Origin of the sequence: Gordonia paraffinivorans NBRC 108238 (assembly GCF_000344155.1) — a bacterium.
Lineage (GTDB): Bacteria > Actinomycetota > Actinomycetes > Mycobacteriales > Mycobacteriaceae > Gordonia > Gordonia paraffinivorans.
The window spans coordinates 43,597-67,112 of the sequence record NZ_BAOQ01000011.1; the positions used below are offsets into that span (position 1 = coordinate 43,597).

16 protein-coding genes and 1 tRNA gene are annotated in these 23,516 nt (G+C 69.6%); 12 read left to right on the plus strand and 5 right to left on the minus strand.

The window, feature by feature from the left end:
• Positions 1–27 precede the first annotated feature (27 nt).
• Together GP2_RS05815 and GP2_RS05820 are read right to left on the minus strand one after the other, a co-directional pair.
• Positions 28–840 carry an SIR2 family NAD-dependent protein deacylase gene (locus GP2_RS05815; protein ID WP_006899549.1) on the minus strand — a complete coding sequence of 271 codons (813 nt, stop codon included), beginning with the start codon at positions 838–840 and terminating at the stop codon, positions 28–30.
• Positions 837–1,262 (minus strand): HIT family protein, encoded by a 426-nt coding sequence (locus GP2_RS05820; protein ID WP_006899550.1) that lies wholly within the window; start codon positions 1,260–1,262, stop codon positions 837–839. The genes GP2_RS05815 and GP2_RS05820 overlap by 4 nt, the downstream gene beginning before the upstream one ends.
• Before the next feature lie 524 nt (positions 1,263–1,786).
• Here GP2_RS05820 and GP2_RS05825 point away from each other — a divergent pair.
• Together GP2_RS05825 and acpS are read left to right on the plus strand one after the other, a co-directional pair.
• Positions 1,787–11,050, plus strand: coding sequence for a type I polyketide synthase (locus tag GP2_RS05825; RefSeq protein ID WP_006899551.1), 9,264 nt, complete (start codon positions 1,787–1,789; stop codon positions 11,048–11,050).
• Positions 11,051–11,073: 23 nt separating this feature from the next.
• Positions 11,074–11,466 (plus strand): holo-ACP synthase AcpS, encoded by a 393-nt coding sequence (gene acpS / locus GP2_RS05830; protein WP_040526511.1) that lies wholly within the window; start codon positions 11,074–11,076, stop codon positions 11,464–11,466.
• A 21-nt stretch (positions 11,467–11,487) separates the two neighbouring features.
• Here the strand turns inward: acpS and GP2_RS05835 are convergent, their stop codons facing one another.
• A complete protein-coding gene (locus GP2_RS05835) occupies positions 11,488–12,120 on the minus strand; it encodes a TetR/AcrR family transcriptional regulator (RefSeq protein WP_006899553.1) in 633 nt (210 codons plus the stop codon).
• Between the two features lie 25 nt (positions 12,121–12,145).
• Positions 12,146–12,637 carry a thioredoxin-dependent thiol peroxidase gene (gene bcp, locus GP2_RS05840; RefSeq protein WP_006899554.1) on the minus strand — a complete coding sequence of 164 codons (492 nt, stop codon included), beginning with the start codon at positions 12,635–12,637 and terminating at the stop codon, positions 12,146–12,148.
• Between the two features lie 146 nt (positions 12,638–12,783).
• On the opposite strand from bcp, the gene GP2_RS05845 reads away from it, so the two are divergent.
• The 4 genes from GP2_RS05845 to GP2_RS05860 all read left to right on the plus strand — a co-directional run bounded on the left by GP2_RS05845 (position 12,784) and on the right by GP2_RS05860 (position 16,183).
• Positions 12,784–13,005, plus strand: a complete 222-nt coding sequence (locus tag GP2_RS05845; protein WP_006899555.1) for a DUF3618 domain-containing protein — start codon at positions 12,784–12,786, stop codon at positions 13,003–13,005.
• Positions 13,006–13,156: 151 nt separating this feature from the next.
• A tRNA-Lys gene (locus GP2_RS05850) sits at positions 13,157–13,229 on the plus strand.
• Between the two features lie 224 nt (positions 13,230–13,453).
• Complete coding sequence (locus tag GP2_RS05855; protein ID WP_040526512.1) at positions 13,454–14,659, plus strand: L,D-transpeptidase; 1,206 nt, start codon at positions 13,454–13,456, stop codon at positions 14,657–14,659.
• A gap of 6 nt (positions 14,660–14,665) precedes the next feature.
• On the plus strand, positions 14,666–16,183 hold the full coding sequence (locus tag GP2_RS05860; RefSeq protein WP_006899557.1) for a DUF4185 domain-containing protein: 1,518 nt from the start codon (positions 14,666–14,668) through the stop codon (positions 16,181–16,183).
• Positions 16,184–16,579: 396 nt separating this feature from the next.
• Here GP2_RS05860 and GP2_RS05865 read toward each other — a convergent pair whose 3' ends face one another.
• On the minus strand, positions 16,580–16,999 hold the full coding sequence (locus GP2_RS05865; protein ID WP_006899558.1) for an amidohydrolase family protein: 420 nt from the start codon (positions 16,997–16,999) through the stop codon (positions 16,580–16,582).
• A gap of 398 nt (positions 17,000–17,397) precedes the next feature.
• Between GP2_RS05865 and GP2_RS05870 the strand changes: the two genes are divergently transcribed.
• From GP2_RS05870 to GP2_RS05895, 6 genes are all read left to right on the plus strand, one after another.
• Complete coding sequence (locus GP2_RS05870) at positions 17,398–19,188, plus strand: GIY-YIG nuclease family protein (RefSeq protein WP_157211652.1); 1,791 nt, start codon at positions 17,398–17,400, stop codon at positions 19,186–19,188.
• Positions 19,189–19,432: 244 nt separating this feature from the next.
• A complete protein-coding gene (gene hisD / locus GP2_RS05875; RefSeq protein WP_006899560.1) occupies positions 19,433–20,773 on the plus strand; it encodes a histidinol dehydrogenase in 1,341 nt (446 codons plus the stop codon).
• On the plus strand, positions 20,770–21,927 hold the full coding sequence (locus GP2_RS05880) for a histidinol-phosphate transaminase (protein ID WP_006899561.1): 1,158 nt from the start codon (positions 20,770–20,772) through the stop codon (positions 21,925–21,927). The genes hisD and GP2_RS05880 overlap by 4 nt, the downstream gene beginning before the upstream one ends.
• The gene (hisB, locus tag GP2_RS05885; RefSeq protein ID WP_006899562.1) at positions 21,924–22,547 is read left to right on the plus strand and encodes an imidazoleglycerol-phosphate dehydratase HisB; all 624 of its coding nucleotides are present in this window, start codon (positions 21,924–21,926) and stop codon (positions 22,545–22,547) included. The genes GP2_RS05880 and hisB overlap by 4 nt, the downstream gene beginning before the upstream one ends.
• Positions 22,544–23,182, plus strand: a complete 639-nt coding sequence (gene hisH, locus GP2_RS05890; protein WP_006899563.1) for an imidazole glycerol phosphate synthase subunit HisH — start codon at positions 22,544–22,546, stop codon at positions 23,180–23,182. The genes hisB and hisH overlap by 4 nt, the downstream gene beginning before the upstream one ends.
• Positions 23,179–23,478, plus strand: a complete 300-nt coding sequence (locus GP2_RS05895) for a hypothetical protein (protein WP_006899564.1) — start codon at positions 23,179–23,181, stop codon at positions 23,476–23,478. Before hisH ends, GP2_RS05895 begins: the two co-directional genes overlap by 4 nt.
• Positions 23,479–23,516 lie beyond the last annotated feature (38 nt).

Here is a 23,516-nt window from a genome sequence, read left to right on the forward strand (position 1 = left end):
CCGGCCCCGTTGCCGCGGGAACGGCCGCTAGCCGATGGCGCGGAGGAGTGCGGGCAACCCGACCGCGGCCGAGACCCGCAGGCTGTGAGTCGCGATCGAGGTGACCGCCGACTCCGCGGGATTGAACTCGATGACCGGAATGCCTTGCCGTGCGGCGCGTTCGGGTAGTGAAGCGGCGGGATAGACGATCCCGCTGGTGCCGACGACGAGCACGACCTCGGCCGCCCGGAACGCCTGGTCGGCTCGCTGCCAGTCGTCGGCGGGCAGTGCTTCGCCGAACCACACGACGCCCGGGCGGACCCGCCCGCCGCAGCGCGGGCACGTCGGCGGGGTGACCCGCGGCTCGATGTGCTCGGTGTCGGGTTCGGCCGGCGTCGGGTGTGCCTCGGGTCCGTCGTACGGGGTTCCGCAGTCGGCGCATCGAGGCGCGAAGAGACTGCCGTGCAGATGGCTGACGACGTTGCTCCCGGCGCGTTCGTGCAGATCGTCGACGTTCTGCGTCACCACCATCACGGTGCGGGAGGACCCCAGTTCCGCCAGCGCCCGGTGTCCGGCGTTCGGCTCGGCGGAGAGGACCTCGCGGGCGCGCCAGCGGTACCAGCCCCATACGAGGGCGGGATCGCGCTCCCAGGCCTCCGGGGTGGCCAGTTCGGAGGGGTCGAAGGTCTCCCAGAGGCCGGTCTGGGCGTCGCGGAAGGTCGCGATGCCGCTGTCCGCCGACATCCCGGCGCCGCTGAACACGGTGATCCAGTCCGCGTCGCGGACGAGGTCGGCGACGGCGGCGGGGATGATCTCGCCGACCTCGGCGTCGGGCGACCCGGGCCCCGGCGCGGGGCTCACCCGGCTGCCTCCAGCGAGGCCCGCAGGAGTTCGGCGGTCTCGTCCGGGTCGGGGTCGCGGCGCACGACGAAGCCCTTGGCGAAGCTGAGCTTGTCGCCGGCCCGTCGGGGGACGACGTGGAGGTGTGTGTGGAACACGGTCTGAAACGCCGCGCGTCCGTCGTTGAGGGCGATGTTGACGCCGTCGGCCGCCAGGGGGCCTCGCTTCATCGCGGTCGCGAGACGTTGCCCCGCGCGGAAGAGGGCGGCGCCGCGGGCCGGATCGAGGTCGTCGAGCCCGGAGGAGTGAATCCGGGGGACGAGGAGCGTGTGCCCGCGGGTGACCGGCCGGATGTCGAGGAACCCCACGACCTCGTCGTCGGAGTAGACGATCCGCCCCGGAGCCGTGCCCTCGACGATGGCGCAGAAGATGCAACTGCTCATGGGCTGACTCTAGGGCACCGCGGTCGGGGCTCGAGGGTTCTACACATGGGTGTCGGGGTCGCGACACGGGACGTGTGCCGCATCACATAACGGTTTCATAACGGTCTGTCGGGCGGCCGTTCCGGGTGCGCCGCGCGCTGATCGACGGCGCCTGGCCTGGGGGTTTCGCGACCCTTCGGATGGCCGTTGACATGGTGTTTCAAGTTACCCGCGGGGTTACTGATCGGTATACCGACAGGTCACCCAGAAACATGAGGAATCCCTCACTTTCGTGTGTCATCATGGGGACACGTTCACGCCGACGACGACTCGTGACGACGGGTCGTTGTCGTGAATGTTCCTGCCGGACAAGCGTGTTCGTCAACTGTGCGTTTCGTCCGAACCCGGACGGGCCGCCGTGGTCCGAGTGTCCGACGCCACCGGCGCCGTGGACGCATCCATCTCACCGATGAGACCCGCGGCGCTCCCGCCTGCCACCGACACTCCGCCGACCGCCGAAGACAGACCACCACAGAGGAGTACCCGTGACCGTCGACCAGTTCCGCACCGGCTCGCAAGGCGCAGCCAACGCCGAACGCCCGACCACCACGCTCATCGATCGGCTCACGCAGGGCGAGCCCTACGCGATCAGTTTCGGCGGACAGGGAGGCGCGTGGTTGCCCACGCTCGCCGAGCTGGTGGTCGACGCCGACCTCGAGCACCGGATCGCCAAGATCGTCGAGGCGGCCGAGCGACTCCTCGATCCCGTCGCCGACCAGCTGGTCGTCGCGCGCGGCGACGGCTTCCACCCGCTGGCCTGGGTGCATGCCCACGACGCCGGCGAAGAGGTCCCGTCCGAGACCGCACTCGCCGACTTCACGCTCTCCGGCCCCGGCGTGCTGCTGACGCAGCTCGCCGCCGTCGAGGCGCTCCGCAAGCAGGGCCTCGACACCGCCGCGGTGCCCCCGAGCGCCGTCGTCGGCCACTCCCAGGGCTCGCTGGCCATCGACGCCGTCGGGGCCGAGGGCAACGCCGTCGAGGGCGGACAGGGGCTCCTGCTCGCGATCGCCCACCTCATCGGCGCCGCCGGCTCGCTCGTCGCCCGTCGCCGCGGGCTCGGCGTGACCACCGACGGCACCCCGATGCTCGCCGTCGCGAACGTCGCGCCCAAGCGCATCGACGAGATCCTCGCCGAGTACCGGGCCGGCCTGCACGAGGGCGACCTCGCCACCGCGCCGGTGGTCTCGATCAAGAACAGCCGCAACGCCCTTGTGCTCTCCGGGGCCCCGCGCCACCTCGCCGGCTTCGCCGCCCTGTGCGAGCGCATCGCCGCCGACGAAGCCGACCGGCGCAAGCGCAAGCTGACCGGCGGTGCCCCGTTCTCCCCGAGGTTCGACCATCTCCAGGTCTCGGTCGCCTTCCACCACCCGGCGATGGCCGAGGCGGTCGAGCTCGTGGGCGAGTGGGCCGGCGAGTGCGGCATCGATCGCGAACTCGCCACCCGTCACGCGCAATCCATCCTGGTCGACCACGTCGACTGGGTCGGCGAGATCGACGAGGTCGTCGCCGGCGGCGCGAAGTGGATCCTCGACTTCGGTCCCGCCGACACCGCCACCCGCCTGACCGCCCCGCTCGTGCGCGGCCAGGGCGTCGGGCTGGTGCCGGCCGCGCTGCGCGTGGGCCAGCGCAACCTGTTCACCCCGGGCGGCGTCCCCGAGGTCGCCGCGCCGTGGTCGCAGTTCGCCCCCACACTCGTCGAACTGCCCGACGGCCGCACCGTCGTCGAGACCGCCTTCACCCGCCTCACCGGCCGCTCGCCGATGCTGCTGGCCGGTATGACCCCCACCACCGTGGACCCGGCGATCGTCGCCGCGGCGGCCAACGCCGGCCACTGGGCCGAGCTCGCCGGCGGCGGCCAGGTCACCGAGGAGATCTTCGCCCGCAACATCGCCACCCTCACCGACCTGCTCGAGCCCGGTCGCGAGGCGCAGTTCAACGCCCTGTTCCTCGACCCGTACCTGTGGAAGCTGCAGCTCGGCGGGAAGCGGCTGGTGCAGAAGGCGCGTGCGCAGGGCGCCCCGATCGACGGCGTGATCGTCTCGGCCGGCATCCCCGAGCTCGAGGACGCGGTGGCTCTGGTGGAGGAGTTCGTCGAGGCGGGTCTGCGCTTCGTCGCGTTCAAGCCGGGCACGGTCGAACAGATCCGGCAGGTCGTGCGGATCGCCGCCGAGGTCCCGCACCACCCGGTCATCGTCCAGATCGAGGGCGGCCGCGCCGGTGGCCACCACTCGTGGGAGGACCTCGACGACCTGCTGCTGGCCACCTACGGCGAGCTGCGCGCACGGCCGAACGTCGTGATCTGCGTCGGCGGCGGCATCGGCACCCCCGAACGCGCCAGCGAATACCTCACCGGCGTCTGGTCGACGGCGCACGACCACCCGGTGATGCCGCTGGACGGCATCCTCGTCGGCACCGCGGCGATGGCCACCAAGGAGGCCACCACCAACCCCGACGTCAAGAAGATGCTGGTGGAGACCGCGGGCATCGACGAGTGGATCGGCGCGGGCCACGCCACCGCCGGAATGGCCTCGGGCCGTTCGCAACTCGGCGCCGACATCCACGAGGTCGACAACGCCGCGTCGCGGTGCGGACGTCTGCTCGACGAGGTCGCCGGCGACGCCGAGGCCGTGGCCGCGCGCCGCGACGAGATCATCGCGGCGATGGCCGTCACCGCCAAGCCGTACTTCGGCGACGTCGAGACCATGACCTACCGCCAGTGGCTCGAGCGCTACGCGACCCTGGCCGTGGGCGACGCGCACGGCGACCACCTGCCGTGGGCCGACATCACCTGGCAGCAGCGGTTCGTCGAGATGCTGCAGCGCACCGAGGCCCGCATGCACCCGCAGGACTCCGGGCCCATCCCGACGATGTTCGCCGACATCTCGACCACCGACGACCCGCATGCCGCGATCGACGCGCTGGGCAGCGTCTACCCCGAGATCGACACCGACATCCTGCATCCGGCCGACGTCGCGTTCTTCTTCGAGCTCTGCCGCACGCCGGGCAAGCCCGTCAACTTCGTCCCGGTCATCGACAAGGACGTGCGCCGCTGGTGGCGCAGCGACTCGCTGTGGCAGGCACACGATCCGCGCTACAGCGCCGACGAGGTCTGCATCATCCCCGGCCCGGTGGCCGTCGCCGGCATCACCCGCGTCGACGAGCCGGTCGGCGAACTCCTCGACCGCTTCGAGGCCCGGGTCGTCACCGACCTGAAGACCGCGGGCGAGCGCCCGGTGCCCGTCGCCTCGCGTCATCGCGCGGGTCGCGTGGACGAGGTCGGCGCGTTGACCGCCGTCATCGAATCCGCCGACGTGAGCTGGGCCGGCCGCATCGTGCCGAACCCGATCGCGCTGCTCGGCGACGTCGACCGCTGGACCGCCGTCGCGCCGGAGCGTGCCGAGCACGCCCCCACCGGTGCCGTTCTCGAACAGACCGCGTCCGAGGGCGACTCCGTCCGCTTCGACCTCGTCGTCCCGATCTCCGGTGCGTCCGTGCGCATCCCGATCGTGGCCGGCGCGGGGGTCCGCGACGGCGGCGCGCCGATCGTCGGCCTCGACGACGCGTCGGCCGCGATGCGCGAGATCCTCACCGTCGCCGCCGGCGGGTCGCTGGCCGAGGTGACCGACGGCGTCGCGACCACCACCATCACCTGGCAGCCCGACTCGGTGGCCGATCACGCCTCGGTGACCGGGTTCTCGCTGCCGGCGCACCTGCGTCCCACGACCCCGACCGAGCCCTTCGGGTTCGCCGTCCCCGACACCCTGGTCGGCGCCTGCTGGCCGAGCGTGTTCAGCGTCATCGGCGCCGCCCGCACCGACGCCGGAACCCCGGTCGTCGAGGGTCTGCTCGATCTGGTCCACCTCGATCACGCCATCCACGTGACCGGCGAGATCCCCACCGAGGTCACCGATCTGACCGTGACCGCGCGCACGGGCGCGGTCCACGACTCCGAGGTCGGCCGGGTCATCGAGGTCTCGGTCGAGATCGTCGGCGAGGCCGGGCCGGTCGCGACGCTCGAGGAGCGCTTCGCGATCCGCGGTCGCCTCGGCGATGCCGAACTGACCGCCCCGCTGCGGGCCGGCGGCGCGCTCGACGACGAGCGTTCGGCCACCCGCAAGCTGCTGCGCACCGCCACCATCACCGCGCCGAGCCGCATGAACGGCTTCGCCGTGGTCTCCGGCGACCGCAACCCGATCCACACCGATGCCTCGGCGGCGAAGCTGGCCGGTCTCGGCGACCCGATCGTGCACGGGATGTGGCTGTCGGCGGCGGCCCAGCAGGTCGTCACCGCGACGGATGCGAAGAACCCGATCCCGTCGCCGCGTCCGCTGGTCGGCTGGACCGCCCGCTACCTCGGCATGGTGCGCCTCGGCGACACCATCACCGTGCGCGTCGACCGCGTCGGCCTCGACAAGGGCCGCGAGGTCGTCGAGGTCAGCGCCAAGGTCGGCGACGACCTCGTCATGAGCGCCACCGGCCTGCTCGCCGCGCCGCGCACCGTCTACGCGTTCCCGGGCCAGGGCATCCAGACCAAGGGGATGGGGCTCGACGCCCGCTCGCGGTCCAAGGCCGCGCGCGACATCTGGGACCGGGCCGACAAGCACACCCGCAAGGCGCTGGGCTTCTCGATCCTCGCCGTCGTCCGCGACAACCCGACCAAGCTCGTCGCCAACGGCACCACCTACCAGCACCCGGACGGCGTGCTGTACCTGACGCAGTTCACCCAGGTGGCCATGGCCACCCTGGGTGTCGCGCAGATCGCCGAGCTCAAGGAGGCCGGCGGCTTCGTCGAGGGCGCGATCACCTGCGGCCACTCGGTCGGCGAGTACAACGCACTCGCCGCGTGCGCCGGAGTGCTCCCGCTCGAGGCCGTCCTCGAGGTCGTGTTCCAGCGCGGCGAGGCGATGCACCACCTGGTGCCGCGCGACGAGCAGGGCCGCAGCAACTACCGGATGGCGGCCATCCGCCCGAGCCAGTTCGGCCTGGCCGACGCCGAGGTCACCGACTTCGTGTCCGGTCTCGGCGAGCAGGTCGGCGAGTTCCTGGAGGTCGTCAACCTCAACCTCCTCGGGTCGCAGTACGCGATCGCCGGCACCGTCCGCGGGCTGAAGGCGCTCGAGGCGGAGATCGACCGCCGCCGTGCCGAATTCGGCGGCAAGCGGGCGTTCATCCTCATCCCGGGCATCGACGTCCCGTTCCACTCGACCGTGCTGCGCGCGGGTGTGCCGGAGTTCCGACACAAGCTCGAGGACCTGCTGCCGCATGAGATCGACGCCGACGTCCTCGTCGGGCGCTACATCCCTAACCTGGTGCCGCGCCTGTTCAATCTCGGACGCGACTTCGTCGAGGAGATCGCGGCTCTGGTGCCGTCGGATCCGCTGAACGAGGTCCTCGCCGACTGGGACTCCTGGGCCGCCGAGCCCGCCCGGCTGGCGCGCGTGATCCTGATCGAGCTGCTGGCCTGGCAGTTCGCCAGCCCGGTGCGCTGGATCGAGACCCAGGACCTGCTGTTCAGCGGCCCGGAGCGCAACGGCCTGGGCGTGCAGCGCTTCGTCGAGATCGGCCTGAAGGGTGCGCCGACGCTGGCCGGCCTGGCGACCAACACCCTCAAGCTCGACGACTACGCCTCGGCCACCACGGAGGTCGTCAACGTCGAACGCGACTCGGACGTGATCCTGGCCAAGGACGCCGGACACGAGCCCGACGAGGAGATCGCCGCCCCGGCAGAGGAGTCCGCCCCCGCAGACGCCGCCGAAGCCGCGGCCCCGGCCCCGGCCGCCCCGGCACCCGCCGCGGCCGCACCCGCGGGCGGGCCCCGTCCCGACGACATCGCCTTCACCCCGTCGGACGCGGTGAAGTCCGTCATCGCGCTGTGGACCAAGATGCGCGTCGATCAGATCGGCTCCGCCGACACCATCGAGGCGCTGTGCGACGGCGTGTCCTCACGCCGCAACCAGCTGCTGCTCGACATCGGCGGCGAGCTCGGGCTCGGCGCCATCGACGGCGCCGCCGAGGCCGACATGGTCGCCCTGTCGACGACCGTGGAATCCCTTGCGCGCGGCTATCGCCCGCTCGGCGCGGTCCTCACCGACGCCGTCAGCGACCAGATCCGCAAGGTGCTCGGCCCGCTGGGCAAGCGCCAGAACTACATCACCGACCGGGTGAGCAACGTCTGGCAGCTCGGGCCGGGCTGGGGACTGCACACCACCGTCGCGCTCGCCCTCGGCACCCGTGAGGGCGCCTCGGTGCGCGGGGAGGCACTGGGCAACCTGCTCGACGGTCCGGTCGCCAACGCCGACGCACTCGACGCGCTCATCGACCGGGCGGTCACCGCGGTCGGCGCCCAGAAGGGCATCGCCGTGAGCAAGCCCGCCGGCGACACCGGCGCCGGCGCAACGGTCGACGCGGCCGCGCTGGGAGAGTTCACCGAGCAGATCACCGGACGTTCCGGCGCCCTGGCGTCGGCGGCGTACACCATCCTGGAGAAGCTGGGCCTGGCCGAGACCGCAGATCTCGCCGAGGTCGCCGGCGATCCGAACGCCGAGATCGCCGAGCTGGTGAGCGCCGAGCTGGGCGCCGACTGGGCCCGCACGGTCGCACCCGCCTTCGACTCCGCCAAGGTCGTGCTCGTCGACGACCGGTGGGCCACCGCCCGCGAGGACCTCGTCCGGCTCTGGCTGACCGACGCCCACGAGGTCGAGGACGACTTCGAGGAGATCGTCGCCCGCTTCGTCGCCGCCGGCGCCACCGTCGCCGACCACGCCACCTGGTGGCAGGGCAAGGCGCTGTCGTCCGGGAACGCCGTGCACGCACGCCTCTTCGAGGCCATCGCGCAGGCCGCCGAGGACAGCGGGAAGGGCGTCTACAGCGGCGAGATCGCCGTCGTCACCGGTGCCAGCAAGGGATCGATCGCCTCGGGCGTCGTCGCCGGCCTGCTCGCCGGAGGCGCCACGGTCATCGCGACGACCTCGCGGCTGGACTCCGAGCGGCTCGCGTTCTACAAGAAGCTCTACCGCGAGAACGCCCGCACCGGCGCCGCGCTGTGGATCGCCCCGGCCAACATGGCGTCCTACGCCGACGTCGACGACCTGGTCGCCTGGGTCGCGGGGGAGCAGACCGAGAACCTCGGCGGCACCACCGCGGTCGTCAAGCCGGCGATGAAGCCGACCATGCTCTTCCCGTTCGCCGCCCCGCGAGTGGCCGGCGACCTCACCGAGGCCGGTGCCCGCGCCGAGCTGGAGATGAAGGTCCTGCTGTGGTCGGTCGAGCGGCTCATCGCAGGCCTGGCCGACGCCCACTCCGACCACGACATCGCCGCACGCCTGCACGTCGTGCTGCCCGGCTCGCCCAACCGCGGCATGTTCGGCGGCGACGGCGCGTACGGCGAGAGCAAGGCGGCCCTCGACGCGCTGGTCCAGCGCTGGTCGGCCGAGGAGTCGTGGGGCTCGAAGACCACGCTGGCCCACGCCCTCATCGGCTGGGTCCGCGGCACCGGACTCATGGGCCACAACGACGGCATGGTCGAGGCGGTCGAGGCCGCGGGAGTGCGCACCTGGAGCACCGACGAGATGGCCGCGAACCTGCTGACGCTGTGCACCCCCGAGCAGCGTGCCGCCGCGGTCGACGCGCCGATTCTCGCCGACTTCACCGGCGGGCTCGACGCCTCCACCGACCTCAAGGCGCTCGCCGCGACCGCAGCCGCGGCCGCGGAGAAGGCCGAGGACGACGCCGAGACACCGGAGCAGGCCACCGTGGCCGCGCTCCCGGCCCCGGCTCGCGCCCCGCGCGCCCTGCGCCCGCAGTGGCCGTCGATCAGCGCGCGGCCCGAGGACCTGGTGGTCATCGTCGGAGCCGGCGAGCTCGGGCCGTACGGTTCGGCCCGCACCCGCTTCGAGATGGAGGTCGACGAGAAGCTCTCGGCCGCAGGTGTTCTCGAACTCGCGTGGAACACCGGCCTGATCCACTGGGATTCGGCCCCGAAGCCCGGCTGGTACGACACCGAGACCGGTGACCCGGTGCCGGAGAGCGAGATCGCCGAGCGGTACCACGACGAGGTCGTCGAGCGTTGCGGCATCCGCCGCTACGAGGACGACGGCGCGATGGTCGACAACACCTCGCCGCTGCTCACCTCGGTGTTCCTCGACGAGGACCTCACCTTCACGGTGAACTCCGAGGCCGAGGCGCGCGCCTTCGCGGCCGCGAACCCGGAGAAGACCCGGATCGCCCAGACCGCCGACGGCGACTGGCAGGTCACCCGCCTGGCGGGCACGGAGATCCGTGTGCCGCGCCGGTTCTCGCTCTCGCGCACCGTCGGCGGTCAGATCCCGACCGGCTTCGACCCGGTGCGCTGGGGCGTGAGCCCGGACATGGTCGAGTCGATCGACCGGGTCGCGCTGTGGAACCTCGTCGCCACCGTCGACGCGTTCCTGTCGTCGGGCTTCACCCCGAGCGAGCTGATGCGCTGGGTGCACCCGGGCCTGGTCGCCAACACGCAGGGCACCGGCATGGGCGGCATGGCCTCGATGCGGGACCTGTACATTAACACCCTGCTCGGCGAGGCCAACGCCAACGACATCCTGCAGGAGGCCCTGCCGAACATCGTTGCCGCACATGTCGTCCAGTCCTACGTCGGCTCCTACGGCGCGATGATCCACCCGGTCGCGGCCTGCGCCACGGCGGCGGTGTCGGTCGAGGAGGGCGTCGACAAGATCCGGCTCGGCAAGGCGCTGTTCGCGGTGGCCGGCGGGTTCGACGACCTCGGCATCGAGGGCATCGTCGGCTTCGGCGCGATGTCGGCGACCGCCGAGTCGGCGAAGATGTCCGAACGCGGAATCGACGACCGCCGGTTCTCGCGGGCCAACGACCGGCGTCGCGGCGGCTTCGTCGAATCGCAGGGCGGCGGAACGATTCTCCTCGCCCGCGGCGACGTGGCCGCGCAGATGGGCCTGCCGGTCCTCGGCGTGGTCGCGTGGGCGCAGAGTTTCGGCGACGGTGTGCACACCTCGATCCCGGCCCCGGGTCTCGGTGCCCTGGGCGCGGCACGCGGCGCCCAGTCCTCGCCGCTGGCCACCGCGCTCGCATCGCTCGGTGTGTCCGCCGACGACGTCGCCGTGGTCTCCAAGCACGACACCTCGACGAAGGCCAACGACCCCAACGAATCCGAGCTGCACGAGCGTCTCGCCGACGCCATCGGCCGCAGCAAGGGCGCGCCGTTGTTCGTCGTGTCGCAGAAGTCGCTCACCGGTCACGCCAAGGGCGGTGCCGCCGCCTTCCAGCTGATCGGACTGTGCCAGATGCTGCGCGACGGCGTCGTCCCGCCGAACCGGAGCCTCGACTGCGTCGACGACCAGATGCAGGAGTACCCGCATCTGGTGTGGCCGCGCGAGACCCTGCGGCTGGGGGAGCGGTTCCCGCTCAAGGCGGGCCTGCTCACCAGCCTCGGCTTCGGTCACGTGTCCGGGCTCATCGCGGTGGTGCATCCGGAGGCCTTCATCGCCTCCCTCGCCCCCGAGGAGCGCGAGTCCTACCGCACGCGCGCCGCGGAGCGGGAACGCCAGGGCCACCAGCGCTTCCTGCAGACGCTCTGCGGCGGCGAGCCGGCCTACCAGCGTCCGCCGAACCGCCGGTTCGACGAGTCGGTCGACGAGCACGACGCCGAGGCGGGCCTGCTGCTCGACCCGCGGGTCAGGTTGTCCGAGTCCGACGTCTACCGTCCGGCGGATGCCGTCGGCGCCGACGAGCGATCGTGACGGACGGCGACCGTACAGCGGAGATGAGCGTTCTCGGAGTCGGGATCGACATCGTGTCGATCCCGGAGTTCGCCGAGCAGCTCCGGCAGCCGGGTACGACGTTCGCCGACCGGTTCACGGTCGGCGAACGTCGGGACTCGGCGGCCGGGACCGGCGACGACGCACGGCATCTCGCCGCCCGCTGGGCGGCCAAGGAGGCCGTGATCAAGGCCTGGTCGGTGAGTCGCTTCTCCCGGTCGCCCCTGCTGCCGCAGATCCGGCACAGCGACATCGAGGTCGTCACCGACACCTGGGGGCGGCCCGCCGTCCGCGTGTCGGGCGAGGTCGGAGACCACCTGCGCGACACCGTGATCCATGTGTCGCTGACCCACGACGGCGACACCGCCGCCGCGGTGGCCATCCTCGAGGGCCATTAGGGCGGTCAGGTCCGGCTCGGGTCAGCTCGTGACCTGCGTCGACTCCTCGAGGAGCAGGTAGCCGGCGAGCATCCGCTTCAGCTCGGCGACGGTCTCCTCGTGGTCGTGACCGTCCTGCACCGAGAAGCTCAGCAGCGAGTACGCGGTGTGGACGAGCACCTGCGACATCATCTCGCGGCGCTCACGCTGGGAAGGCGTGAGCGGCGCGAGCATCCGCGCGACCTGCGCGGCGAGCACCCGCTCGTTCTCCGACGCGGTCGCCCGCGTGGCCGGCGTCGACTGGACCGCGAGCCACACCGCCCGCCGCGACGGGTCGGTGCGCCACAGCGCGGCGAGGTGATCGAGGAACTTCTCGAGCAGGCTCGGCCACTCCAGCGACGGCACCTCGTTGGCGAAGGCGGTGAGCTCCTCGCGGACGTTGACGGTGTCCTGCCGGTCGAGCTCGCAGACGATCACGTACTTGTTGGCGAAGTACTGGTAGAGGGTTCCGATCGGGACCTCGGCCCGCGCCGCGATCTCCTCACACGTCAACGACTCGAACCCGACCTCGACGAGCAACTCGCGCGCGGCGTTGAGCATCGCCTGGAACTTGCGCCTGCTGCGCTCCTGGGTGGGTCGCTTACGCGGGACCAGTGGTTCGGTCGACCCCGTCATGGTTCTCGCTCACCGACTCCGCGGGTCACACCGACAGATCGCGACGCAGCTTCGCGACGTGCCCGGTGGCACGGACGTTGTACTGCGCGAGGGCCATCTTGCCGTCCTCGTCGACCAGGAACGTCGAGCGGATGACGCCGGTGACGGTCTTGCCGTACATCTTCTTCTCGCCGAATGCGCCCCACTCGGCGAGGACCTTCTTCTCCGGGTCGCTCAGGAGGGGGAAGTTGAGGCCCTCCTTCTCGATGAACTTCTGAAGTTTCGCGGGCTTGTCCGGCGAGATGCCGAGCACCGCGAGGCCGGCCTCGTTCAGCTCGGCGAGATTGTCGCGAAAATCACACGCCTGCTTGGTGCAGCCCGGGGTGGCGGCCGCCGGGTAGAAGTACACGATGACCTTCTGTCCCGCGTAGTCCGACAACGACACCGGATCGCCGTTCGCGTCGGGCAGGGTGAATGCGGGTGCGCGATCACCGACGGACAGACGCTTTGCCTCCGCGGGGGGAGTGACCTCTGACATGCAAGTCAGGCTAGTCCATGGGCACCTGACGGCACGTGAGGATGTCGTAGCATCGAGTCGCCGCCGTTCGGCGGCGATCTTGACAGTCAGTGGCGCAGGCGTGAGACCGCGTGCGCCTGCAGCGAGAAGCGCCGGAAGGATGCACAGTGGCCGGAGATACCGAACGTATCGAGCAGGAGATCGCGAAGGCCCGTGAGGACCTCGCCAACACGCTCGACGCGCTGGCCGAACGGGCGAATCCGCAGCGTCTCGCAGACGACGCGAAGTCGCGTGCCCTGGCCACCCTGCAGACCCCGGCGGTGAAGTACACGATCGCCGGCGTCGGAGCGCTCGTGCTCGTGCTGGTGGTCCGCAAGATCGTGAGCTGAGCCGGCTGCGGGCCGCGTCGGGTCTCCCGCCCGGCGGGGGGGAGAGCATCGGAAAAACCCTCTCCGACCAGGCGATTTCACATCTGGCGAGAGTGTCATGTAATGTTCTTTCCCGTCGCCGGGAGGCAAGCCCGACAGCGACAAACGGCAAGCGCCATTAGCTCAATTGGCAGAGCAGCTGACTCTTAATCAGCGGGTTCGGGGTTCGAGTCCCTGATGGCGCACAGAGATTCACAAGACGCCTCGCAGGATTGCGGGGCGTCTTGTGTCATGTCGGCGGGTTTCCGGTCACCGATGACCGGACACGCAGACGATCGGATGACGCGCCCCGGTGTTCGTCGCGGATTCTCGTACACTGGAGCGTGATTCGGGGAGGCAACTGCCGACCAGGTCACAAGAGTTGGTCGACTCAGGCGGGAGAGAGATGGGTATCGGTCGTACTCGACGGATGCCGCTGATGATCAGTGGTGTTCTGCTCGCGGTCATCGCACTCGTGACGTCGTGCTCACATGAGGCGTCCTACAGCGACAACGTGACCAGCTCGAGCCTCTTCGACGACCTGCTCAAGCCCGACATCGAGATCTCCACCGAGGACGACACCGCCGACGGCGCCAAGCCGCTCGCGGACAACTCCGTCGGGGTCCTGCCGGGCGCGCCGATCACCGTCAAGACCACCGAGGGCACGCTCAAGCGCGTCCTGATCACCAAGGCCGACGGCACCCCGCTCAAGGGACGCTTCGCCGACGACGACACGGTCTGGACGAGCGCCGAGGCCCTCGGCTACAACCGCACCTACACGCTCGACGCGGAGGCCATCGGCATCGGCGGCACGGTGAACAAGCGGGTGAGCTTCACCACGAGCAGCCCCAACAACCTCACCCAGGCCTACCTCACGCCGAGCCCCGGCGAGACCGTCGGCATCGGCCAGCCGGTCGCGGTGAAGTTCGACGAGCCGATCCCGAACCGACGGGCCGCACAGCGGGCGATCAAGGTCACCACCGACCCGCCGGTCGAGGGCGCTTTCTACTGGATCAGCGACAGCGAGGTGCGCTGGCGTCCCAAGGAGTTCTGGAAGCCTGGCACCAAGGTGAAGGTCTCCGTGAACACCTACGGCATCGACCTCGGCGACGGCCTCTACGGCCAGGAGAACGTCAGCACCCACTTCACCATCGGCCGCAAGATGGTCATCACCGCCGACGACAACACCAAGCAGGTGGTCTTCGAGCGTGACGGCAAGGTCATCAAGACCATGCCGACGTCGATGGGCAAGCCGGGCGACGAGACCGACAACGGCATCTATCTGATCGCCGACAAGCACGACCACATCATCATGGACTCGTCGACCTACGGAGTGCCGACCAACTCGCCGAACGGGTACCGCACCCCGGTCGACTACGCGACCCGCATGTCCTACAGCGGCATCTTCTTCCACTCGGCCCCCTGGTCGATGTGGGCGCAGGGCAACACCAACACCAGTCACGGCTGCCTGAACCTGAGCCCGGAGAACGCGCTGTGGGTCATGAACAACACGCTGCGCGGTGACCCGGTCATCGTGAAGAACACCACGGGCGGCACGCTGTCCGGCACCGACGGACTCGGTGACTGGAACATCCCGTGGGAGCAGTGGCGCAAGGGCAACGCGGACCAGGCCTAGACACACATGAGACGGTCGATCCTCCGTTCCGCCGGCACTCGCTGGCTCGCCGCGGCCGTCGTCGCCGGAACCACACTGGGCGGGACCACCGCCGCCGCCCACGCGGAGCCGAAGCCGCAGCGAGAGCTGCCGAGTTCCGGCTGCGAGGCCGACCTGCCGCCGGAGCGCAAGCCCATCCCCGGAAATCCGCTGGACCTGCTCCCGCGCCTCCCGGACCGGCTGTCCATCCCGCTGCCGTACCCGCGAATCCTGCCCGTGCCCGAGCCGGCACCGGAGAAGCCCGTGGTGCGCATCCCGTCGGAGCCGCCGCCGAAGGACCCGTGTTCGGACCCGTGCCCGGATATCACCGACCCGCCCAAGCCCAAGCCGGGTGCCGGTGGGCCCGCGCTGAGCCTCGAGTTCCCCAAGATCACCCTCGACCCGGCGCCCAAGAACATCCCGGTCCCGGTGCCCAACCCGAACCCGCCGCCGCTGCCGCCCCGTCCCGCGAAGGTGAACCCCGGCGTCGACGCGGGTCCGGTCGCGCCCAAGCCGACCCCGCCGCGGGTCTCGGGACTCGAGTGGGTCGGCACCGTGACGGGCCAGGGCTCGACGAGCCGCACCGACAAGCGCTGGCAGATCAACGGCACCGACCTGGGGATCATGTGGGAGGCCGAGCCGGACAAGGTCGCGATCGTCTTCGGCGACACCTTCGGCAAGGGCTTCCGTCCGCCCGGCGCCAACGGTCGTGACTGGCGCAGCAACGTGCTTGGGTTCTCGTCGGACAAGGACCTCTCCGATGGCCTGTTCATCGACACGATGATCCAGGACAGCCGCTGCCACGCGGCCGAACTGCTGAGCGCCCGGCGTATCGACCACTACGAGATCACCGTCATCCCGACCTCGGGCTTCGCGGTCGGCGACCGGCAGTACATGAGCTACATGTCGGTGCGGACGTGGGGAGAGATCCCGGGTCTGTGGCTGACCAACTACGGCGGCCTGGCCTACTCCGACGACGGCGGTTCGACGTGGGTCAAGGATCCGTACGCGCGTTGGGACAACATCTTCGGCGTCAGCCAGTTCCAGGTGTCGTCCATGGTCCCGAAGGGCGACCACGTGTACATGTTCGGCACGCCCAACGGGCGTATCGGCTCGGTGGGTGTCGCCCGCGTGCACCGCGACCACATCCTGAACAAGACCGCCTACCAGTACTGGCGTGACGGCAAGTGGGTTCCGGCGCGCGACGGCAACGCGGCGTCGGTGATCATCGGCGGCCCGGCCGGCGAGATCAACGTCCGCTACGACGAGTCGACCGACCGCTGGCAGATGACCTATCTCGACGCGTTCCGGGGCGCGATCGTCCTGCGTAAGGCCCGGGAGCCGCAGGGCCTGTGGTCGGAGCCGTCGGAGCTCGTCCACTCGTCGAAGTACGCCCAGCTGTACGGCGGGTTCATGCACCCGTGGTCGGCGGGTGAGGACCTGTACTTCACCCTGTCGACCTGGACCGACTACAACGTCTCGCTGATGCGGGCGCGCGTTCGCTGAGTCGCGTCCCCGCGCCGGTCGGTCTCATCTGACTTCGAACGTCCTCGGCGTAGCGCTGATCGGGCGGATTCTGCATCGCCGTCGCGGGCGCTGCCGTGGTGGACGAGATCGTCGAGTCGCATAGCGCTCGAGATCGTCTTTCCACCTCGGCGGAGCCGCCAGGCGAACGACCGCACACATTCCGCACCGGGGATCGGTGATCGACGCGAGCGGGATGGGGCGAGGTCCGCCTCGAACACACGGCGGTTCCCGGTGCGCACGAGGGTGCGCGGCCGTGAGAGGAGGGACGCTCAGTCCTTGGGGCCCGGGATTCCGAGGAAGAACCCGATCCCGATGATCAGGCAGGAGACCAGAGCGACCACGAACATGACCCAGTAGGCAGGCATGTCGGTGACGTTACTGCGGGAGAACCGCCACCGCAGCAACTCTGGGACTATTGGGGGCCAAGGACCCGGAAGCGGTGGGTAACAAGGACGGATGGGACGCCGGGACCTTCGACGCGGGCGCGAGATCCGTCAGTCGGCGGCGTCGGCGGAGACCCGATTTGAGGTTGTCCTCGTCGAGCCCCCAGATCGACGACGGGACAGACCAATCCGCCTCGAGGGCGGTCCCGAGGATCGCGGGGTCGTCGGTGTTGAGGCTGACCGGCACACCCGGTGGGCACAGGCGAGGCAGCGGGTGCGCGTCCCACGATCGGTAGAGCCTGAGCGAGATGTTGGACCGCGGCCACACGCCGAGCGGGACCTCTTCGTCACGCAACCTCGCCAGCAGATCGGGGGCCTCGACCGCGCGCCCCGTGGTCGACCCGCTCGGCATGTAGGAGGTCGACAGCGTCGCGCACGCCTTCGGGCCGACGACTCGCCGGCGTGGACGATCCGATGGAGGCCGTGCGACCGTGCCAGCGCGGAGGCATCGGTTGGCGGCGTTCGGCAAGGTGTCATCCGCGCGTCACGCCCTTCCTCACCGGTACGAGCTGCCGGTGAGGTGGTGGCTGTCTGTGGCAACAGAGTTCCGAAGAAGTCAGAGGAGACGGCGGCTTCAATTGACCTTCGGCGCCATGGAGAGTCTCGGTGGCACCTACGGATTTTGGTCCCAATCTTGGCCCGTCGGACCGGTGCTTCGTCGGGAAGGATGACTCGTGACGATCCGCCTTTCTGCCTGAAACGGCGAAGTCGTCGGTAGGTGAAGAACTGAGGCACAAGGGGCGGCGAGTGGTGACTGAACGTGCGACGGCATTTCTTGCGGATCAGATAGACGAGTTGCAGTTCCTTCCGCTGCTGAATGGCGACTGTACGGCTGGTGTGTCCCTTGCTGAGGGGGGCTTACGGTTCGAGGTTTCGGTCGGGAGAGAGACGCTCGTCTCGATCTTCGATGGCCAGACATGGGTCCCGGTTGAGGAGGACGAGGACGGGGCCACAGAATTCGGTCTGTGGACGCCTCTGGTTCCACACGACTTTCGTAACCTCGACGTCACCGACGATGACCTCGTCGACGAGCAGCTCTTCAGGACTTACGAGGAAAATGCCGATCTCGCAAACTGGGTCGCCACTCTGGTAGCTGCAGGATGGCGGGTCAGCGTACGACATACGGGTGACGGTGCCGTGGCCGAGGTGCATGTTGCCGCGTCTGCGCCGGACGTCGACGAGGGCCGCGCTGGCGTCGCGTGCCATGCTTTGAGGCTTCCGTCCGGAATCAGCGAGATTGAAGCAGTCTGGGTTAGGCATTCGGGACTCGACAGTTGGGGTTTCCAGGACGAGGCCGAGGTAGCTGCCGGGAACGGAGAGCGACAGAGGGTACCAATTGACCGACTGCTCACCTATGTCATTGCGTGTGCTCCCTCGTGGTGCCTCGCCCCGGGGCTCGACTCACCGGTAGATCGGCGCGCTGGCGGTCACGATATGAAGAGTTCGATTGTGGCCGAGATCTGGAAGCCGACGACGCGCTCGCATCACGAAATCCGCAATTGTCGAGCGGCAGTGGCCAAGTGGTCTGAGGACCATGGCTTCAGCGAGCCGCTCGAACCGGCTTTGCCCCAGAAGGTACAACGATTTCTAGATGATCTGAACGAGGGAAACACCGGGTACTACTTACTCGAGTTCGACAATGGTGACTGTTACCTAGGGCAGTCGAAATCGATTGCAGACCGTCTGAAGGGTCACCGGGTCAATCGCAGTGACATTAGGTCCATCCGGGTGAAACCCGACTCCGTCGCACGAACGCTGACAGACCCGTTACGACACCTCCTCGAAAACGAAGCGACGCTGATAAACAGCATCCAGTTGGCCAGACTGCCGGCGCGAAACAAGGCTCAGATGACCTATATCAGCGAGCAGCGCTCGCTGGACGAGATCTTCAAGGACTGTGAGACCACCGTTGCTGACTGGTTGTCGAGACCAGCGCAGGTAAACCGCACGTTTGATGCTGACGGGCGCACGGTGCCGCTCGAACCGAGCCAACGCGCACCGTGGGAGACAAGTTACGAACTCTGGTGCGAGCGAACCGGCGACGACGCCGATACGGTGCGGTCCCTGTATCGCACCTACATGGAGTTGTGTCTCCCGCTCCCACGGCGGACGGAGTATGCGTACTGGGTGCTGAGTGCGCCGGAGAAAATTCCATACTTCCGCTCAATCTCGAACCTCACAATCGGGTTCACTGAGGCCTTCCGGCTGATGATGGACACGGACGGATCCCTCTCCGGAATGGTCCAGGTTAACGGAGTCGAGCTGTTGGGTGAGGAGATGTCTGACACCGCTCTGGTTCGTTTCATGCGGCAGCACCCGGGAGTCAGTGTTACGGAGGCGCCATATCAGGCATCGGGCCCGTTCAATCTTCTGGTGTGGGCACCGAACCTGCAGTCGCTTGTCGACCTCTTCCAAGATGCGACCTTCCTGAGGTCGGCGGCGACTGCGGCGATACATCTAATGCGGGCGAGTAGGGCCGGGAACATTCGGACCGCACATAATCCCATCCTCGTCGATGCGATCCTTTCGGACCAAAGCTGAAATCGGGGCGCCGGTCTGGTCGACGTGACACAGCTGCTACCCGGAGTGCGTCTGCTCAGCTGTTCTCAGCTAGTTCCGAGTCCTAATCGATGCCGGTGATGCAGTGTCGTGGGAGCGTGCCGTGCCCAGTGTTCGGAAAGGCGGCCCAGGAGGCTGGTCGTCGCCTTGTCACCCGCACGGAAAACCCACTGGCCGCCGACCCGTATCCTGGATGGGTAAATTCCCGCACCGACCAGGAGAGATCATGCTCGCCCGAATTGACCTGCGCGGTAGCACGCCGACGCTCGCCGAACTGCGTCGCGCGCTTCCCCGTGGGGGCACCGACGTCAATGCCGTCCTCGACACGGTGACGCCGGTGGTGCATGCGGTCGCCGAGAAGGGCACGCCCGCCGCACTGGAGTTCGGGGAGAAGTTCGACGGCATCAGGCCGCCCTCGGTGCGCGTCCCGGCGAAGGTCATCGCCGAGGCGCTCGAGGGACTCGACCCCCAGGTCGCCGACGCGCTGCGCGAGTCGATCACCCGCGCCCGCAAGGTCCACGCCGACCAGCGTCGGGAGACCACCCACACCCAGGTCGCCGACGGCGGCGTGGTCAGCGAGAAGTGGATCCCGGTCCGCCGGGTCGGCCTCTACGTCCCGGGTGGCAATGCGGTCTACCCGTCGTCGGTCGTGATGAACGTCGTCCCGGCGCAGGAGGCCGGCGTCGGATCGCTCGTCGTCGCCTCGCCCCCGCAGAGGGACTTCGGCGGCTGGCCGCATCCGACCATCCTCGCCGCGTGCGCGCTCCTCGGCGTCGACGAGGTGTGGGCCGTCGGCGGCGCCCAGGGCATCGCGCTGCTGGCCTACGGCGGCGCCGACACCGACCAGGCCGACGAGCCCAACGCGGTCCTCGACCCGGTCGACCTCATCACCGGCCCCGGCAACATCTACGTCACCGCCGCCAAGCGGCTCTGCCGCAGCGTCGTCGGCATCGACTCGGAGGCCGGGCCCACCGAGATCGCGATCCTCGCCGACGACTCCGCAGATCCCGGCATCCTCGCCTCCGACCTGATCAGCCAGGCCGAACACGACGTGCTCGCCGCATCGGTGCTCGTCACCGACAGCGTCGAACTCGCCGACGCCGTCGACGCGGCCGTCGAGCAGCAGGCCGCCGCCACCAAGCACCGCGAGCGCGTCGTCACCGCGCTGTCGGGGGAGCAGTCCGGCATCGTCCTCGTCGACGACGTCGAGGCGGGCCTCGCCGTGGTCGACGCCTACGCCGCCGAGCACCTCGAAATCCAGACCCGCGACGCCGCCGCCATCGCCGACCGCGTCCACAACGCGGGCGCGATCTTCGTCGGCCCGTACGCGCCGGTCAGTCTCGGCGACTACTGCGCGGGCTCCAACCACGTCCTGCCCACCTCGGGGTCGGCGCGCTTCGCGTCGGGCCTGTCGGTGCAGACCTTCCTCAAGGGCGTGCACGTCATCGACTACGACGAGGCCGCGCTGCGCGAGGTCGCCGACAAGGTCGTCACCCTCGCCGATGCCGAGGACCTGCCCGGGCACGGCGACGCGATCAAGCAGCGCTTCGCGGGGTCGCGCCGGTGACCGCATCCGACGCCGTGACCGAACGGACCGGCGGGCTCCCCGGCTCGGGCATCACCGTCGACGACCTGCCGCTGCGCGACAACCTGCGCGGCAAGTCGGCCTACGGCGCACCCCAGCTGAAGGTGCCGGTCATCCTCAACACCAACGAGAACCCGCACCCGCCGTCGCAGGCGCTGATCGACGACGTCGCCGCCTCCGTGCGGGAGGCCGCGGCGGAACTGCACCGCTACCCCGACCGGGACGCGGTCGCCCTGCGCACCGACCTCGCGGCCTACCTGTCGCGCGCCACCGGAGTGCACCTCGGGGTCGAGAACCTCTGGGCGGCAAACGGTTCCAACGAGATCCTGCAACAGCTGTTGCAGGCGTTCGGCGGTCCGGGACGCAGCGCGCTCGGCTTCGTGCCGTCGTACTCGATGCACCCGATCATCGCCGACGGCACCGACACCGCGTGGCTGGTGGCCGCGCGCGCGGCCGACTTCGGACTCGACACCGACTACGCCGTCGCCGAGGTCGCCAACCGTGAACCCGACATCGTCTTCGTGACCTCGCCCAACAACCCGACCGGCGGGTCGATCCCGCTCGCGGACCTGCGGCGCATCGTCGAGGCCGCGAAGGGCATCGTCATCGTCGACGAGGCGTACGCCGAGTTCTCGTCGGCGCCGAGCGCCGTCGAACTGATCGACGAGTTCCCGACGAAGGTCGTCGTCAGCCGCACCATGTCCAAGGCCTTCGCCTTCGCAGGCGGCCGCCTCGGCTACCTCGCCGCGGCCCCGGCCATCATCGACGCGATCCAGCTCGTCCGCCTGCCGTACCACCTGTCGGTGCTGACCCAGGCCGCCGCGCGTGCGGCACTGCGTCACGCCGACGACACGCTCGCCGGTGTCGCGAAGATCGTCGCCGAACGCCAACGCGTGGTGGCCGCCCTCGAGGACGCCGGCTACCGCACGGTCGACTCCGACGCCAACTTCGTGCTGTTCGGGCGCTTCCGGGATGCTCCGGCGTCGTGGCAGCGTTACCTCGATGCCGGTGTCCTCATCCGGGACGTCGGGATCGCCGGCCACCTGCGGGTGACCATCGGGCTCCCGCACGAGAACGATGCCTTCCTCGACGTCAGCCGCACGCTCGCATCAACAGATCTGGAGAACTCTCAGTGAGCATCCCCGCGCCTCGCATCGCGAAGGTCGAACGCACCACCAAGGAATCGTCGATCTCGGTCGAACTCAACCTCGACGGGACCGGCCGTACCGACATCTCCACCGGCATCGCGTTCTACGACCACATGCTCACCGCCTTCGGCCAGCACGGCAGCTTCGACCTCACGGTCAAGGCGGAGGGCGACATCGAGGTCGAAGGCCACCACACCATCGAGGACACCGCCATCGTCCTCGGTCAGGCGCTCGGTCAGGCCCTCGGTGACAAGAAGGGCATCCGCCGCTTCGGCGACGCGTGGATCCCGATGGACGAGACGCTCGCGCAGGCCGTCGTCGACGTGTCGGGTCGTCCGTACTGCGTGCACACCGGCGAACCCGACCACATGCTGACCGCGGTGATCGGCGGGTACCCGGGCGTGCCGTACTCGACCGTCATCAACCGGCACGTGTTCGAGTCGCTCGCCCTCAACGCCCGCATCGCCCTGCATGTCCGCGTCCTCTACGGCCGCGACCAGCATCACATCACCGAGGCCGAGTTCAAGGCCGTGGCCCGCGCCCTGCGCGCGGCGACCGAATACGACGCCCGGGTGACCGGCGTGCCGTCGACGAAGGGAGCGCTGTGAAGCCCGACGTCACCATCCTCGACTACGGTTCCGGCAACCTGCGCTCGGCGCAGCGTGCGCTCGAACGGACCGGTGCCCAGGTCACCGTCACCTCTGACTTCACCACCGCCCTCGAGGCGACCGGACTCGTCGTCCCCGGCGTCGGCGCCTTCGCCGCATGCATGGAAGGGCTGCGCGCGGTCAAGGGCGAGCGCATCATCGGCCGTCGCCTCGCCGGCGGGCGCCCGGTGCTCGGCATCTGCGTGGGCATGCAGATCATGTTCGAGCGCGGCGTGGAGTTCGGCGTGGAGGCCGAAGGGTGCGGCGAGTGGCCCGGCGCGGTCACCCAGCTGCCCGCCGAGGTGCTGCCCCACATGGGCTGGAACACCGTCGAGGCGCCCGAGGACTCCGTGCTGTTCGCCGGTCTCGACGCCGACACCCGCTTCTACTTCGTGCACTCCTATGCCGCGCAGTCGTGGGACATGGACAACGTCGGGTCGCCGCTGGCGGCACCGAAGCTGACCTGGGCCGAGCACGGCGGACGCTTCCTCGCGGCCGTCGAGAACGGCGCGCTGTCGGCCACGCAGTTCCACCCGGAGAAGTCCGGCGACGCCGGGGCCCACCTGCTGGAGAACTGGGTGCGGGGACTCTCATGACCGACGGCACACCGCGCCGGGACGGGGCGGGGGCGGGTCCGGACGACACTCCGCGGCCGGGCGGCGGTTTCTCGATCGCCAAGCTCGCGTTCTACGCTCTCGGCGCCGGTGTGCTGGTCCTGGCGGTGTGCATCCCGATCATCGTCGTGTGCGCCAACTGGTCCCCGTTCGCCGGTCTGGCCGCCGCGCTGGTGGCGGTGGTCGCGATGATCGCCGCGATCGGTACGGTGGCAAACCGCATGGTCGACCGCGCGCGGGCCGAATTGCTCGCCGCGCAGGACCGGCCCCCGCACTGACTCCGGACCGCCCTCCGAACCCGACCCGATCCCACGAT

What these genes read in the sequence shown, in the direction of transcription:
- GP2_RS05860 (WP_006899557.1), top strand. Translation starts at nt 14,666, where the DNA reads ATGAGACGGTCGATCCTCCGTTCCGCCGGCACTCGCTGGCTCGCCGCG.
- GP2_RS05865 (WP_006899558.1), bottom strand. Translation starts at nt 16,999, where the DNA reads ATGCCGAGCGGGTCGACCACGGGGCGCGCGGTCGAGGCCCCCGATCTG.
- hisD (WP_006899560.1), top strand. Translation starts at nt 19,433, where the DNA reads ATGCTCGCCCGAATTGACCTGCGCGGTAGCACGCCGACGCTCGCCGAA.
- GP2_RS05895 (WP_006899564.1), top strand. Translation starts at nt 23,179, where the DNA reads ATGACCGACGGCACACCGCGCCGGGACGGGGCGGGGGCGGGTCCGGAC.
- acpS (WP_040526511.1), top strand. Translation starts at nt 11,074, where the DNA reads ATGAGCGTTCTCGGAGTCGGGATCGACATCGTGTCGATCCCGGAGTTC.
- bcp (WP_006899554.1), bottom strand. Translation starts at nt 12,637, where the DNA reads ATGTCAGAGGTCACTCCCCCCGCGGAGGCAAAGCGTCTGTCCGTCGGT.
- GP2_RS05835 (WP_006899553.1), bottom strand. Translation starts at nt 12,120, where the DNA reads ATGACGGGGTCGACCGAACCACTGGTCCCGCGTAAGCGACCCACCCAG.
- GP2_RS05855 (WP_040526512.1), top strand. Translation starts at nt 13,454, where the DNA reads ATGCCGCTGATGATCAGTGGTGTTCTGCTCGCGGTCATCGCACTCGTG.
- GP2_RS05820 (WP_006899550.1), bottom strand. Translation starts at nt 1,262, where the DNA reads ATGAGCAGTTGCATCTTCTGCGCCATCGTCGAGGGCACGGCTCCGGGG.